The sequence below is a fragment of the Pseudomonas sp. PvP001 genome (assembly GCF_040546375.1).
GTDB classification, from domain to species: Bacteria; Pseudomonadota; Gammaproteobacteria; order Pseudomonadales; family Pseudomonadaceae; genus Aquipseudomonas; species Aquipseudomonas coleopterorum.
Window position 1 is genome coordinate 3,507,336 of sequence record NZ_JBEPNQ010000001.1, and the last position, 15,294, is coordinate 3,522,629.

Here is a 15,294-nt window from a genome sequence, read left to right on the forward strand (position 1 = left end):
ACGGCGCAGGCAGTATCCAGGTGACAACCCATGATTGATCTACAGATCGAAGCCTTCAGATCCAACGACAACAACAAGTCGATGGTACTTCTGGTGGACGACCAGGCCATGATTGGTGAAGCCATCCGTCGCAGTCTCAGCGACGAAGCCAATATCGACTTTCACTTTTGTGCCGATCCGCAGCAGGCCATCAATCAGGCCATGCGAATCAAGCCGACCGTCATCCTCCAGGACCTGATCATGCCGGGCCTGGATGGCCTGTCGCTGGTGCGCGACTATCGCAATCATCCGGCGACCCAGGACATTCCGATCATCGTCCTGTCGACTAAAGAGGACCCTCTGATCAAGAGCGCCGCCTTTGCCGCAGGCGCCAATGATTACCTGGTCAAGCTGCCCGACACCATTGAGCTGGTGGCGCGCATTCGCTACCACTCCAAGTCGTACCTGACGCTCCTGCAACGCGACGAGGCCTACCGCGCACTGCGCGTGAGCCAGCAGCAGTTGCTGGACACCAATCTGGTCCTGCAGCGGCTGATGAACTCCGATGGCCTGACCGCGCTGTCCAACCGTCGCCACTTCGACGAGTACCTGGAGCTGGAATGGCGTCGCGCGATGCGCGACAAGACCCAGCTGTCGCTGCTGATGATCGACGTCGACTACTTCAAGTCCTACAACGATAACTTCGGCCATCTGGCGGGCGACGAAGCCCTGCGCCGCGTGGCCGATGCCATCCGCCACTCCAGCAACCGCTCCAGCGACTTGCCGGCGCGCTACGGCGGCGAAGAATTCGCCCTGGTGCTGCCGGGCACCTCACCTGGCGGTGCCCGGCTGGTCGCCGAGAAGCTGCGCCAGACCATCGCCGCCCTGAACATCCCGCACATCGCGCCCCAGGCCGACGCCTGCCTGACGGTGAGCATCGGCCTGGCGACCATGACGCCGCAGCAGTCCAGCCATTGCCGCGAACTGATCCTGACTGCGGACAAGGGGCTGTATACCGCCAAGCACAATGGGCGCAATCAGGTAGTGGTGGGCGAGCAGGAGTAGGGCGTCGGTTTCGGTTGGCCTCTTCGCGAGCTCTTTGCCCGCGAATAGGCCGACGGGTCAACCCAAAAAAAACACCCATCCCCAGCTCGACGGGCTGCTGTCCATGGCCGGCTGCGTTATACTCTCCGGCTTTTCACACGTTACGCACGAGAGCTGCCCGCCATGGAAATCAACCCGATCCTTAACAGCATCAAGGACCTGTCCGAGCGCTCCGAAACCATTCGGGGGTATCTTTGACTACGATCAAAAGCATGAGCGTCTGACCGAAGTCAATCGCGAGCTTGAAGATCCTGCTGTCTGGAACAACCCTGCCTACGCCCAGGAACTGGGTCGCGAGCGTTCGCTGCTGGCGCAGATCGTCGACACCCTCGATGAAATGAACGCCGGCCTGAGCGACGCCAAAGACCTGCTGCAAATGGCCGCCGAAGAAGAAGACCAGGGCGCCGTCGACGACGTGTCCGCCGAGGTCGAGCGCCTGCGCGCCCAGCTCGAGAAGCTGGAATTCCGTCGCATGTTCAGCGGTGAAATGGACGCCAACAACGCCTACCTGGACATCCAGGCCGGTTCCGGCGGTACCGAAGCCCAGGACTGGGCCAACATCCTGCTGCGCATGTACCTGCGCTGGGCCGACAAGCGCGGCTTCGACACCACCATCATGGAACTGTCGGCCGGTGAAGTCGCCGGTATCAAGGGTGCGACCCTGCACATCAAGGGCGAGTACGCCTTCGGTTGGCTGCGTACCGAGATCGGCGTGCACCGTCTGGTGCGCAAAAGCCCGTTCGACTCCGGCAACCGTCGCCATACCTCGTTCTCGGCGGTGTTCGTCTCGCCGGAAATCGATGACAACATCGAGATCGACATCAACCCGGCCGATCTGCGCATCGACACCTACCGTTCTTCCGGTGCCGGTGGTCAGCACGTCAACACCACCGATTCGGCGGTACGTATCACCCACGTACCGACCAACACCGTGGTCAGCTGCCAGAACGAACGTTCGCAGCATGCCAACAAGGACACGGCGATGAAGATGTTGCGTGCACGCCTGTACGAACAGGAAGTGCAGAAGCGCAACGCCGCCTCGCAGGCGATGGAAGACAGCAAGTCGGACATCGGCTGGGGTCACCAGATTCGCTCCTATGTGCTCGATGCCTCGCGGATCAAGGATCTGCGCACCAACATCGAACGCAGCGACTGTGACAAGGTGCTCGACGGCGACATCGACGAATACCTCGAAGCCAGCTTGAAACAAGGGCTGTAACACCGCCGGGCTGGTCGACGCGCCCAATGCGTCGGCCTGCCACGGCTGGCCTGCCCGCGATCCCGGCGACGTAGTCGGGAGCAACGAACCCGTGATGGAAAATCTGAAGACATGAGCGACCAACAACTCGACCCGCAAGACCTGCAACAGGAAGAAAACAACCTGATCGCCCTGCGCAAGGAAAAGCTTGCTGCCGTGCGCGCCCAGGGCCAGGCCTTCCCCAACGACTTCCGTCGCGACAACTATGCAGGCGACTTGCAGAAACAGTACGTCGACAAGACCAAGGAAGAGCTCGCCGAGGCGGCGATTCCGGTCAAGGTCGCCGGTCGCATCATGCTCAACCGTGGCTCGTTCATGGTGATCCAGGACATGACCGGACGCATCCAGGTCTACGTCAACCGCAAGACCCTGCCCGAGGAAACCCTGGCTCAGGTGAAGACCTGGGACATGGGCGACATCATCGCCGCCGAAGGCACCCTGGCCCGTTCCGGCAAGGGCGACCTGTACGTCGAGATGACCAGCGTGCGCCTGCTGACCAAGTCGCTGCGCCCACTGCCCGACAAGCACCACGGCCTGACCGATACCGAGCAGCGCTACCGCCAGCGCTACGTCGACCTGATCGTCAACGAAGACGTGCGCGATACCTTCCGCGTGCGCTCTCAGGTCATCGCCCATATCCGCAGCTTCCTGGCCAAGCGCGACTTCCTCGAAGTCGAGACGCCGATGCTGCAGACCATTCCCGGCGGCGCCGCGGCCAAGCCGTTCGAAACCCACCACAATGCCCTGGACATGGAAATGTTCCTGCGCATCGCTCCTGAGCTGTACCTCAAGCGTCTGGTGGTCGGTGGCTTCGAAAAGGTGTTCGAGATCAACCGCAACTTCCGTAACGAAGGCGTCTCGACTCGGCACAACCCCGAGTTCACCATGCTCGAGTTCTACCAGGCGTATGCCGACTACGAAGACAACATGGACCTCACCGAAGAGCTGTTCCGTGAGCTGGCGCAGCTGGTGCTGGGCAGCACCGACGTGCCCTACGGCGACAAGGTGTTCCATTTCGGCGAGCCGTTCGTGCGCCTGTCGGTGTTCGATTCGATCCTCAAGTACAACCCCGAGCTGAGCGCCGATGACCTGAACGACATCGACAAGGCCCGCGCCATCGCCAAGAAGGCTGGCGCCAAGGTGTTGGGTTTCGAAGGTCTGGGCAAGCTGCAGGTGATGATTTTCGAGGAACTGGTCGAGCACAAGCTGGAGCAGCCGCACTTCATTACCCAGTACCCGTTCGAGGTGTCGCCACTGGCCCGTCGCAACGACGACAATCCCAACGTCACCGACCGCTTCGAGCTGTTCATCGGCGGCCGCGAGATCGCCAACGCTTACTCCGAGCTCAACGACGCCGAAGATCAGGCCGCACGCTTCATGGCCCAGGTGGCGGACAAGGACGCTGGCGACGACGAGGCCATGCACTACGATGCCGACTTCGTTCGCGCGCTGGAATACGGCATGCCGCCAACGGCCGGCGAGGGGATCGGTATCGATCGCCTGGTCATGCTGCTGACCGACTCGCCCTCGATCCGCGACGTGATCCTGTTTCCGCACATGCGGCCGCAAGCCTGACAGTTGTCGATCAGCCGCCCCATGGGGCGGCTTTTTTATGGGCGCCAATATGGGGTGTCAATGCCGGCCCCGACGCGGCTTGCGCCGCTGCTACAGGGGATCGCGACAACCTGCCGTTGTCTCAAAGGATTACGATATCGTGTAGCAGCGACGCGAGCGCTCAAGGATCCGCGGGCCTGCGCGATCTCTGTAGCAGCGGCGCAAGCCGCGTCACAATCCACGGGCTCTCACGTACCCTGTAGCAGCGGCGCAAGCCGCGTCACAATCCACGGGCTCTCACGTACCCTGTAGCAGCGGCGCAAGCCGCGTCACAATCCACGGGCTCTCACGTACCCTGTAGCAGCGGCGCAAGCCGCGTCACAATCCACAGGTTCTCACGTACCCTGTAGCAGCGGCGCGAGCCGCGTCAGGGCCCGCACCCTCCCACTTACTCAAAGGATACGAGCAGTGATTCCAGCAACACCCAGACAAGGAGCCGCCAGCGTCGCCTCGACACTCGCCCGCAACGTCCAGTACCAAGGGCGCAAGGCCAGCCGCCAAGGCAGCGAGCTGCGTCGCCAGGCGATTCTCGACGCGGCCATGCGCATCGTCGTGCGCGATGGCGTGCGGGGCGTGCGCCACCGCGCCGTGGCCACCGAAGCCGGGGTGCCGCTGTCGGCGACCACCTATTACTTCAAGGACATCGATGACCTGCTCAACGATGCCTTCGCCCAGTACGTCGAGCGCAGCGCCGTGTTCATGGCCAAGCTGTGGAGCAACACGGAGGAGATGTTGCGCGCCCTGATCGCTCGCGGCGACGGCAGCCCCGAAGCTCGCGCCCAATTGGCCGACGAGATCGCCCGCCTGACCGCCGATTACGTGATGCACCAATTGCAGACCCGTCGCGATCACTTGATCGCCGAGCAGGCCTTTCGCCAGGAGGCATTGCTCAACCCGCGCCTGGCCTCGCTGGTGCTGGCTCATCAGGACATTCTTCTGCAAGGCGGTCGACAAATGCTCGAGGTGCTGGGCTCGCGCGATCCCGTGCAGGACGCGCAGGTGTTGACGGCGATTATCGGGCGGATGGAATATCAGGGGCTGCTGGCCAGTACCCAAGCGGACGCCGACCGCGAAATGCTCGGCATCCTGACCCGCTTCATGCAATGGGTACTGGGCTGAGCCCACGCAGTGAACGGCCCACTGTCGGTGGGCCAAGCCAGAACGAGGAGCAGTACGGTGGATGAGTATCAGCAGACGATTCGAGGCCTCTCCGACCGGATCGTGCAGGCACAGACGCCGATTCGCGTGCTCGATGCAGTGAAGTGGGACGACTCCATTCGTCATGGCTTTCTGCAGGCAGGTGGCAAGCAGATGCCGGCGGTGGATCGCGACTATTACCAGAACCGAGCCCTGGGCTTCGACTCCAGCGCGGTCAAACTGGAATTCCAGAACATCGAGCGCGATATCACCCGCCAGCTCGGCCAGTTCAATCCGGTCGGGCAGATCATGCGCCGCATGTGCAAAGAGTACCGCATGGTCGTGCGCATGCTCGAAGCGCGCGGCACCGAGGACTTCGGCCTGATCTCACAGGAGCTGTACGGCGCCGCTTCCGATGCCTTCCATGCCGGCGACCCGACCTTGGCCGATCTGGGACTGATGCTTTCGGACTATTTGAACAACATCGCCGGACGCGGAGACCTCAAGGACGAAGCCAAGACCCTGACGGCCAAGGATGCGGTGAACCTGTTGCAGGGGCGCCTGAACCGGGTGTTCGGTGAAACCGAGGGCACCATTCGCGTGTTCGAGTCCGACGGCATCGTCGCCGACGCCGCGGCCGGCGCGGATTACATCAAGATTCGCAGCGATGCGATGTTCAACGAGCGCGACGTGCGTGCCCTCGAAGTCCACGAAGGCCTGGTCCATGTCGCCACGACGCTGAACGGCCAGAACCAGCCGATCTGCACCTTCCTCTCCAAGGGCCCGCCCTCGTCGACGGTCACCCAGGAAGGCCTGGCCATCTTGATGGAAGTGATCACCTTCGCGTCCTATCCCAGCCGCCTGCGCAAGTTGACCAATCGCACCCGCGCGATCCACATGGTCGAGGAGGGTGCCGACTTCCTCCAGGTGTTCGACTTCTTCCGCGACGAAGGCTTCGAGATGCCCGAGGCCTACGGCAACGCCAGCCGTGTGTTTCGCGGCTCGACCCCGACCGGTCTGCCGTTCACCAAGGACCTGTCGTACCTCAAGGGCTTCATCATGGTCTACAACTACATCCAGCTGGCCGTGCGCAAAGGCAAGCTGGAACAGGTGCCGCTGCTGTTCTGTGGCAAGACCACCCTGGAAGACATGCGCACGTTGCGCCAGTTGGTCGACGAAGGGCTGGTGACGCCGCCCAAGTACCTGCCCGAACAGTTTCGCGACATGAACGCGCTGTCCGCCTGGATGTGCTTCTCGAACTTCCTCAACCACCTGAGCCTGGACCGAATTGAAGCCGATTACTCGAACATCCTCTGAGCGGCCGCCGCAGCGACGCTGGCGTACTGCCCTGGCGCTGGCAGTGACGGTCAGCCTGGCCGGCTGCAGTTCGCTGCTGTTCTACCCGGAGCCCGGACTGCCGTTCACGCCTGCCAAGGCGGGCCTGGCCTACGAAGACGTTACGCTGACGGCTGCCGATGGTACGCGCCTGCACGGCTGGTGGTTGCCGGCCAAGCCCGGTGTCGAGGTCAAGGGCACGGTGCTGCACCTGCATGGCAACGGCGGCAACCTGGCTTGGCACCTGGGCGGTAGTTGGTGGCTGCCCGAGCAGGGCTATCAGGTGCTGATGCTCGACTACCGCGGCTATGGATTGTCCGAGGGCTCGCCGCGACTGCCGCAGATCTATCAGGACATCGACAGCGCCTTTGCCTGGCTGCAGGCGCGTACGCAGGTGCGCGACAAACCGTTGGTGCTGCTTGGGCAAAGCCTGGGTGGAGCGATGGCCGTGCACTACCTGGCCGAGCATCCGCAGCAGCGTCAGCGCCTCAAGGCGCTCGTCCTGGACGGCGTGCCCGCCAGCTACAGGGCAGTGGGCCGTTATGCCTTGAGCACGTCATGGGTAACCTGGCCGTTGCAGGTACCGTTGTCCTGGTGGGTGCCCGACGGCGACAGTGCCATCGCCTCCATCGAACAACTGAAAGGCACGCCCATGCTGCTCTTCCAGAGTATCGACGATCCGATCGTGCCGCTGGACAACGCGCTGCAACTGTACCGACAGGCGCCATTGCCAAGGGTATTGCAACTGACCCGTGGCGGCCATGTGCAAACCTTCGCCGACCCCACCTGGCGTCAGGTCATGCTGCGCTACGTGGACGACCCGCAGCATTTCAACGGCCTTCGCCGTCTTGGCGAGATACCCAACTATCCCGCGCCTGCCGAATCGGTGCCCGCAACGCACAAATGAAAACGCCCCGGTGATCACTCACCGGGGCGTTTATTTACAGCGGGTGGATCAACGCATGGACGAGCGCGGGGCCACTGGCTGGTTGTCGTTGGAAATGGTCACTTCCACACGACGGTTCTGGGCGCGGCCCGAGTTGCTGGTGTTGTCGGCAACTGGGTATTCCTTGCCATAACCTTGAGCGACGATGCGCGAAGGCTCGACGCCGGCGCGGACCAGGGCGGCCATCACGGAGTTGGCGCGGCGCTCGGACAGGCTCTGGTTGTAGGCAGCCGAACCGGTGCTGTCGGTATAGCCTTCGACGATGACCTTGCGATCAGCGTTTTCCTGAAGGAACTGGGCCAGCTTGGCAATGTTGGGGAACGCGGACGACTTCAGCTCAGCCTTGTTCAGGTCGAACAGTACGTCACCGAAGGTCACCAGGGTACCGCGGTCAGTCTGCTTGGCGTTCAGGCTGTCCTGAAGCTTCTTGATCTGAGCGTCGCGGGCATCCAGGCGAGCCTGAGCGCGCTGGGCAGCAGCACCTTTGAGGGTTTCCTCGGCGCTGCGCAGAGCGATGGTCTGCTTGGCCACTTCAACGCGCTGGTTGGTCAGGTAGGCCAGTTGGTCGACTTTGGCGCGGTCGGCGTCGTCGCGGTAGGCCTTGTCAGCCTTGTCCAGCCATTCCGAAGCGTCTTTGGTTTCCAACGCAGCCAGTTGTACCGACTTGGGGTTGGTCTGCAAGGAAGAGAAGTTGGTCCGCGCTTGTTCCAGGTTAGGGTTCGGCGGGGTGGAGCAAGCTGCCAGGCCAACGCTGAGAGCCAACAGGGCAGGAACCATCAATTGTTTACGCATAGTCTTCATCCTTTATTCGAGTTCAAGTCGCGATGGGCAGCTTACTGAGCGCTGCGCATGCCTTCTTCACGCAGGTCCTGTACACCCTGCTTGGCGTCTTGTACGGCCTTGGCCGCTTTGCCAGCCTGCGCCTTGCGCTCGGCCAGACGTGCGTCCCACTCGGCCTGTTCGGCGAGGACCTTGGCTTTCTCGTAGTTCTTGTCGTGCATGGCGATTTCAGCCTGCTTGAACTTGTCCTGCGCAGCTTTCATTTCCACAGCAGCGTATTCGGTACCGCCAGCGCTCACGGCGCTGTTCACGGCCGACTGAGTCACGGCGTACTGCTCGGTGGGAGGCTTGCCGGCGCAGCCAGCCAGGACGAAGGTAGTGCCCAGGGCGAGGGCAGCCAGTTTCAGCCCGCGCAGAGGGTTGGACGAGGTTTTGGCAGTACGGGTATTCATGGCTTTCAACTCCATTGGATAGCTCCTGAAAAACATCAAAATCCATGACAGTCGAACGTTTCACGCGCCTGGGTAAAGCCCGGCGACTAGCACACGCCGCTGGCTGTAATGGTTAAACGTTGGGACACAAGGCAATTTTGAATAGTTCAGAAATTTGTCCGAATGGGCGAGTTTTTTCTGGCGCCGCTGGTTTGTCACGCAGATGCGCTGGTCAGCGAGCCGACAAGGCGCATCAGGTAGCGACTGGTAATGAATCGAACCCTAGGACTCGGTGGCCAGCTGCGTTGTAAAGCTTGCCACAGCACCTACCACACGCTTCGCACCGTCCTGAATCTCGGTGATGACGGTACCTGCCTGATTGGCCAGTTGCAGGCCGGATTCGGCTTGGTGCCTGCCGGCGCCGATGGTTTCCACCGCGTCGGTGGCAAGCTTCTGATTCTGCCTGACGACGCCCTCGATCTCGGCGGTGGCTTGAGTCGTCCGTGAAGCCAACTGGCGAACCTCATCGGCCACCACTGCAAAACCACGGCCCTGTTCACCCGCGCGTGCGGCCTCGATGGCGGCGTTCAGCGCCAGCAGATTGGTTTGTGCGGCGATACCGCTGATGGTCTTGATGATGTTGGAAATCACCTGGCTCTGCTCGTCCAGCGCCTCGATGCCTTCAGCCGCTGTTTGCATATGATGGGCGAGGTCCTTCATCACCTTGACCGTGTCCCGCACGACTTCGGCTCCGCGCAGGGCCGTTTCATCGGTGCGCACCGACGTGTCGTACGCCACCGTGGCGGCTTCGGCGATGGCGATCTCGCGTTCCACCATCTCGGTGATGACGGTCGCGACCTTCACGACCTTGTAGACATTGGCGTTGCCATCCCGGACCGGGTTGTAGGAAGCCTCGAGCCACACCGTGCGACCATGGCTATCCACGCGCTCGAAGCGCTCGGCGACGAACTCCCCGCGACGCAGGCGCTCCCAGAACGCTTGATAATCACGGGAATTGGCGATTTCGCCGCTGCAGAACATGCGGTGATGCTTGCCCTTGATCTGCTCCAGGCCATAGCCCATCGCCTGCAGAAACAGGTCGTTGGCGGTCAGCACATGGCCGTCGAGGTCGAACTCGATGACCGCAGTTGAGCGCAACAGCGCCTGGATGAAGTTCTCGTGCGCCCTGGAGGTCTCGATGGTATTGGTCAGGTCGCTGGCATAGCAGGAGAACTTGACCAGCCTGCCATCGGTGGAATGTACGGGGTGCATGATGACGCGCAGCCAGGTCTCACCGCCATCCTTGCGCACCAGCCGCCAGGCCCCGCAGAAGTGTTCGCCCTGGCGTATGGCGCTACGCACGCGTGCGTAGTGCTTGTCCTTCTGCACATGTTCGGCGACCAGGCTTTCCAGCGGCTTGCCCACCAGCTCGTCGTTGCGATACTGCAGCACGGCCTCGAAGTTGGCGTTCACGCCCAGAATGCAGCCTTGAGGGTCGAGCCTGAGGTGAATGGTTTCTTCGTCCAGGCCTTGGCGGATCTGCCGGACGATCGCCACTTCCTCACGCAGGGCGGCCATTTCGTTTTTCAGGCGTTTGAAGAAGAACATGGCACAGGCCTCGAGAAGGGAAGGGCATGTAAAAGTATCGACAGCCCCCATCGTTACTTAAGCCCGAAACGGCCGAGCGGTAAGGTTGAAACGATTAAGCGCAAAAAACCCGGCGCGCAGGCCGGGTTTTTCTCGAGCATTGCAGATCAGCGCATCGAAGCGCGGGACCTGACCGGTTGGTTGTCATTGGAAATGGTCACTTCGACCCGACGGTTCTGTGCACGACCCGACGCGTCGCCATTGCTGGCCACCGGATAGGACATGCCCAGGCCTTGAGCGACGATGCGTTCAGGGCTCACGCCTGCGCGTACCAACTGCACCAGGACGGCATTGGCGCGGCGCTGCGAGAGGGTCTGGTTGAAGCCGGCAGAGCCGGTGCTGTCTGTGTGCCCCTCGACGATCACCTTGCGGTCCGGGTTGTCGCGCAGAAAGTCCGCCAGGCGAGCGATGTTGTCGTAGGCGCTGGTCCGCAGTTCGGCCTGGCCGGTTTCGAACAGCACATCGCCAAAGGTGACCAGACTGCCGCGCTCGGTCTGTTGCACAGCCATCGTTTCGGCTGCGGGTTGCTTGGCGTTGAGACTTTCCTGAAGCTTCTTGATCTGCGCATCGCGTGCTTCCAGGCGGGCCTGGGCGCGCAGGGCGGCAACACCCTGGATCGCCTGCTCGGCGGCGCGCAGTTCGATGGTCTGCCTGGCCACCTCGACACGCTGATTGGTCAGGTAGGCCAGGTGCCCTACTTGCTCATCGTCGACCTTGGCCCGTGCGGCTTTTTCGGCGCGCTCCAGCCAACCGGCAGCATCCTTGGTCTCCAGGGCGGCCAGCTGAACCGATTTGGGATTGCCTTGCAGGTCGGCGAAATTGGCCTGGGCCTGCACCAGTTGCGGGTTGGGCGTTTTGGAACAGGCGGCCAGCAGCACGACCAGCGCCGACAGAGCGGGGAACTTGAATTTATTGTTCACGGTAATTTCCTGAATCTTGAAAGAAGAACGCGAAAGCCAGCTCAAGAGGCGGCGCGCAGGCCTTCCTCACGCAGGTCCTGAATACCCTGGCGAGCATCTTCGACGGCGCGACGGGCCTTGGCGGCCTGAGCCTTGCGCTCGGCGAGGCGGGCGTCCCATTCGGCTTGTTCGGCCAGACGGCGAGCCTGCACGTAGTGCTTGCCGTGCAGTGCCAGTTCAGCGTTCTTGAGCTTGTCCTGAGCGGACTTCATTTCGACGGCGGCGAACTCGGTGCCGCCGGCGCTGACCGCAGCATTGACCGCCGACTGGCTCACGGCATATTGCTCGACCGGCGCGATACCGGCGCAGCCTGTCAGGACGACACCGGTGGCAAGGCCCAGGAGGGCTGTTTTCAGAGGGCCGAAAGACGACCGTACGCTGGATGTATTCACGCGATAGTGCTCCATTGAACAGCGATTGATTGCTTCGTCCGTCTTGCGCAACACGCCAGCAAAGGCCTGCTGGCGCAATGCACTGCGGACGAATCGGTGGCCAGTGGCTGGCTCTTTTTTTTCCGAGTCTACAATCGCTTTTGAGCACTATCCTATTGATTTGTATGAATTTTGCCGCCAAGTCCGGGGTTTTTTTATGACCATCTGACCGGGGCTGGCCAGCGCGTAGGAGCTTTCGCAAACCTACCGGTTCAAGTTCGATTCGCAGCGTCGTCCGCAGTGCTTTTCAGGCGTTGCAGGTGTTCACGTGACAGCGCCAGGAATCGCGGTGTCGCGCCGACATCCTCATACAGGGGATCACCCTCCTCGTCGGTGGCGATGACCTTGGTCCCCTTGACGTAGGGAAAGCTGCCCTCGAGCTCTTCGAGTGCCGCCCCGATCAGCTCGCCGAGCAGTTCCTGAGCGTGGTGCTTGGGGTACATCTGGGTCAGCGCCGCCAGGCGCGCTGCCGACTCCATGTCCAGGTGAATGTTGATACCGGTGTCGGTCAGGCGACCCTTGGCGTTCTGTTCCCAATGCTCGGCCAGTTCGTGAATCTTCATAAACACCTCGTGTGCCGGTTATTCACGCCCCTGTCTGTCGCGCTTGTCAGCCTCGTCCAGGCTGGGGCACTCTTTGCGCTATAGAACATTTGTTGCGTAGACCAGTTGTAGAGCCATTTTTCCCGTGCTTGTTCAGTGGCCCAGGCGATCCAATCACACGCCGCGCCGGGCTGGCTGGACGGGCAAACCGTTTCCAAGCCACGGAGAATGCCGATGTCCGATATCGATCTGCGCCTGCGCGAAGACGTGCACCTGCTCGGCGAATTGCTGGGCAATACCATTCGCGAGCAGTACGGCGATGCCTTTCTGGAAAAGATCGAGCGCATTCGTCGTGGCGCCAAGGCGGACCGTCGACGCGATCCGACCGGTGATGCGGTCAGTGCCGAACTGAGGTCCAGTCTGGACGACCTCGGTGAAGAAGAATTGCTACCCGTGGCCCGAGCGTTCAACCAGTTCCTCAACCTGGCCAATATCTGCGAGCAATACCAGCTCATCCGCCGCCGCGACGAGGGCCAGCCCGAACCCTTCGAAAACCTCGCGCTGGGCGAGCTGCTGGAGCGGCTCACGGCCGCCGGCCACCGTCCTGAAGCGCTGGCTCGACAACTGGTGACGCTGGATATCGAACTGGTGTTGACCGCACACCCGACCGAAGTCGCGCGTCGCACCCTGATCCAGAAATACGACGCGATCGCCGCACAACTGGCCTTGCACGACCACCGGGACCTGACCACTGTCGAGCGCAAGGCGGTGCGCGAGCGCCTGCAACGTTTGATCGCCGAGGCCTGGCATACGGAGGAAATCCGCCGCACCCGGCCGACGCCGGTGGATGAGGCCAAGTGGGGCTTTGCGGTCATCGAGAACTCGCTCTGGCAAGCGGTGCCCAATCATCTGCGCCGGGTCGACGCGGCGTTGCACGCCGCCACCGGGCAGCGTCTGCCCCTTGAGGCCGCGCCGATCCGTTTCGCTTCGTGGATGGGCGGCGACCGCGATGGCAATCCCAATGTGACGGCCAAGGTCACCCGCGAAGTGTTGTTGCTGGCGCGCTGGATGGCGGCCGATCTGTTTCTGCGCGATGTCGACCAGCTGGCCGCCGATCTGTCCATGCAGCAGGCCAGTGCGCCGCTCATGGCACAGGCGCCCGACAGCAGCGAGCCTTATCGCGCGGTGCTCAAGCAACTGCGCGAGCGGCTGCGCACTACCCGCAACTGGGCTCAGGCTTCGCTGCCCGGCAATCAGCCGGTCGACGACCAGGTGTTGCAGGACAACCGCGAGCTGATCGAGCCGTTGCAGCTGTGTTTCGACTCGCTGCATGCCTGCGGCATGGGCGTGATCGCCGACGGGCCATTGCTCGATTGCCTGCGCCGCGCCGTGACCTTCGGCCTGTTTCTGGTGCGCCTCGATGTGCGTCAGGATTCGACTCGTCATCGCGGTGCCTTGAGCGAAATCACCGAATACTTCGGGCTGGGTCGCTATGACGACTGGGACGAGGACGCGCGAATCGAATTCCTCGTGCGTGAGCTGGCCAATCGCAGACCGCTGCTGCCCACCTGTTTCGAACCCAGCGAGGACACTGCCGAAGTGCTGGCCACGTGCCGCGAAGTGGCGGCAGCGCCGGCCGCATCGCTGGGCTCCTACGTGATTTCCATGGCCGGCGCCGCTTCCGACGTGCTCGCGGTGCAGCTTCTGCTCAAGGAGTCCGGGCTGCGCCGGGCTATGCGCGTGGTGCCGCTGTTCGAAACCCTGGCCGACCTCGACAATGCCGGGCCGGTGCTCGAACGCTTGCTGCAGCTGCCGGACTACCGCAACCGTCTGCAAGGCCCGCAGGAGGTGATGATCGGCTACTCCGATTCGGCCAAGGACGCCGGGACCACGGCGGCCGCCTGGGCGCAGTACCGGGCGCAGGAAACCCTGGTGAATATCTGCCAGGCCCATGGTGTCGAGCTGTTGCTGTTCCACGGTCGCGGCGGCACCGTGGGCCGGGGCGGCGGCCCGGCGCATGCGGCCATTCTGTCGCAGCCGCCGGGTTCGGTGGCGGGGCGCTTCCGCACCACTGAACAAGGTGAAATGATCCGTTTCAAATTCGGCCTGCCGGACATCGCCGAGCAGAATCTCAACCTCTATGTCGCAGCGGTGCTGGAAGCCACTGTGCTGCCGCCGCCCTTGCCCGAACCTGCCTGGCGCACGGTCATGGACCAGTTGGCGGGGCAGGGCGTCAAGGCGTACCGGCAGGTGGTGCGCGAGCATCCGAATTTCGTCGAGTACTTCCGCCAGGCCACGCCCGAGCAGGAACTGGGCCGGTTGCCCTTGGGCAGCCGCCCGGCCAAGCGTCGGCAGGGCGGGATCGAGAGCCTGCGCGCCATCCCGTGGATCTTCGGCTGGACCCAGACACGGCTGATGCTGCCCGCCTGGCTGGGATGGGAGGCGGCCCTGGGCGCAGCCCTGGAACAGGGTGAAGGCGAACGACTGGCTTCGATGCGCGCGCAGTGGCCGTTCTTCCAGTACACGCATCGACATGCTGGAGATGGTGCTGGCCAAGGCTGACGCCGAAATTGCCGCGTTGTATGACCTGCGTCTGGTCGAGCCTGGCCTGCAGCCACTGGGTGCGGAGCTGCGCGACCTATTGTCGCAGTGTTGCGCGGCAGTACTGGCACTGACTGGCCAGACACACCTGCTCGCCCACAGCCCGATGACGCTGGAGTTCTTCCGTCTGCGCAACACCTATCTGGATCCGCTGCACCTGCTGCAGGCCGAATTGCTGGCGCGTTCGCGCACGCGGGAAGCGGCACTCGACAGCCCTCTGGAACAGGCATTGCTGGTGACCGTGGCCGGTATCGCCGCCGGGTTGCGCAATACCGGCTGAGCCCAGCCGTCGATGGCGTCGGGGTGTCAGGGCCGCGGCAGCTGTCAGCAGGGGTGCAACCGATTGCCGGTGGTACCCGGTGCAACCCCTGCCAGGCAGCGTCCGCAGGGGCGGGTGCCTGCGACTTTCGGTGGCTTGTGTGCCCCGTGCACGCTGTGTATCTTGATCAGCCTTTGGCCGTTCTGCGGCCATCATTTTTTTGGGAAGGGCTTCTGCCGTCAGCGCGGCGGAAGCAGATCTGACGACTATC

At 62.6% G+C, this 15,294-nt stretch carries 12 protein-coding genes and 2 pseudogenes; 7 read left to right on the top strand and 7 right to left on the bottom strand.

Going from position 1 to position 15,294, the window contains the following annotated elements; translation table 11 throughout:
* Positions 1 to 30 precede the first annotated feature (30 nt).
* The 6 genes from ABMD26_RS16060 to ABMD26_RS16085 all read left to right on the top strand — a co-directional run bounded on the left by ABMD26_RS16060 (position 31) and on the right by ABMD26_RS16085 (position 7,334).
* A complete protein-coding gene (locus ABMD26_RS16060) occupies positions 31 to 1,044 on the top strand; it encodes a diguanylate cyclase (RefSeq protein WP_354310664.1) in 1,014 nt (337 codons plus the stop codon).
* A gap of 162 nt (positions 1,045 to 1,206) precedes the next feature.
* Positions 1,207 to 2,302 (top strand): peptide chain release factor 2 gene (prfB, locus tag ABMD26_RS16065; RefSeq protein ID WP_122742474.1). Its coding sequence is split into 2 segments (ribosomal slippage): positions 1,207 to 1,278 and positions 1,280 to 2,302, totalling 1,095 coding nucleotides; the frame shifts between segments, so codons are not numbered across the junction.
* A gap of 111 nt (positions 2,303 to 2,413) precedes the next feature.
* Complete coding sequence (lysS, locus tag ABMD26_RS16070) at positions 2,414 to 3,916, top strand: lysine--tRNA ligase (protein ID WP_134723619.1); 1,503 nt, start codon at positions 2,414 to 2,416, stop codon at positions 3,914 to 3,916.
* 447 nt (positions 3,917 to 4,363) lie between these two features.
* Positions 4,364 to 5,074 carry a TetR/AcrR family transcriptional regulator gene (locus tag ABMD26_RS16075; RefSeq protein WP_375143179.1) on the top strand — a complete coding sequence of 237 codons (711 nt, stop codon included), beginning with the start codon at positions 4,364 to 4,366 and terminating at the stop codon, positions 5,072 to 5,074.
* A 57-nt stretch (positions 5,075 to 5,131) separates the two neighbouring features.
* Entirely contained in the window at positions 5,132 to 6,409 is a 1,278-nt protein-coding gene (locus ABMD26_RS16080) for a flavohemoglobin expression-modulating QEGLA motif protein (RefSeq protein WP_049861294.1), read from the top strand.
* The gene (locus ABMD26_RS16085; protein WP_502948319.1) at positions 6,381 to 7,334 is read left to right on the top strand and encodes an alpha/beta hydrolase; all 954 of its coding nucleotides are present in this window, start codon (positions 6,381 to 6,383) and stop codon (positions 7,332 to 7,334) included. The genes ABMD26_RS16080 and ABMD26_RS16085 overlap by 29 nt, the downstream gene beginning before the upstream one ends.
* 48 nt (positions 7,335 to 7,382) lie before the next feature.
* Here ABMD26_RS16085 and lptF read toward each other — a convergent pair whose 3' ends face one another.
* The 7 genes and pseudogenes from lptF to ABMD26_RS16115 all read right to left on the bottom strand — a co-directional run bounded on the left by lptF (position 7,383) and on the right by ABMD26_RS16115 (position 12,184).
* Complete coding sequence (gene lptF / locus ABMD26_RS16090) at positions 7,383 to 8,165, bottom strand: lipotoxin F family OmpA-related lipoprotein LptF (RefSeq protein WP_049861295.1); 783 nt, start codon at positions 8,163 to 8,165, stop codon at positions 7,383 to 7,385.
* A 41-nt stretch (positions 8,166 to 8,206) separates the two neighbouring features.
* Positions 8,207 to 8,620 carry a DUF4398 domain-containing protein gene (locus ABMD26_RS16095; protein WP_056844228.1) on the bottom strand — a complete coding sequence of 138 codons (414 nt, stop codon included), beginning with the start codon at positions 8,618 to 8,620 and terminating at the stop codon, positions 8,207 to 8,209.
* 246 nt (positions 8,621 to 8,866) lie between these two features.
* Positions 8,867 to 9,421 (bottom strand): methyl-accepting chemotaxis protein, encoded by a 555-nt coding sequence (locus ABMD26_RS22250; RefSeq protein WP_240050176.1) that lies wholly within the window; start codon positions 9,419 to 9,421, stop codon positions 8,867 to 8,869.
* Positions 9,419 to 10,243, bottom strand: a pseudogene (locus ABMD26_RS22255) (PAS domain-containing protein); the annotation flags it as partial. The pseudogene ABMD26_RS22255 and the gene ABMD26_RS22250, both read right to left, overlap by 3 nt.
* 95 nt (positions 10,244 to 10,338) lie before the next feature.
* Positions 10,339 to 11,151 (bottom strand): OmpA family protein, encoded by an 813-nt coding sequence (locus ABMD26_RS16105; protein WP_134723616.1) that lies wholly within the window; start codon positions 11,149 to 11,151, stop codon positions 10,339 to 10,341.
* 41 nt (positions 11,152 to 11,192) lie between these two features.
* Complete coding sequence (locus ABMD26_RS16110) at positions 11,193 to 11,597, bottom strand: DUF4398 domain-containing protein (RefSeq protein WP_354311835.1); 405 nt, start codon at positions 11,595 to 11,597, stop codon at positions 11,193 to 11,195.
* Between the two features lie 236 nt (positions 11,598 to 11,833).
* Positions 11,834 to 12,184 (bottom strand): pilin assembly protein, encoded by a 351-nt coding sequence (locus tag ABMD26_RS16115; RefSeq protein WP_122742466.1) that lies wholly within the window; start codon positions 12,182 to 12,184, stop codon positions 11,834 to 11,836.
* A 213-nt stretch (positions 12,185 to 12,397) separates the two neighbouring features.
* On the opposite strand from ABMD26_RS16115, the pseudogene ppc reads away from it, so the two are divergent.
* A pseudogene (gene ppc / locus ABMD26_RS16120) lies at positions 12,398 to 15,044 on the top strand (phosphoenolpyruvate carboxylase).
* Positions 15,045 to 15,294 lie beyond the last annotated feature (250 nt).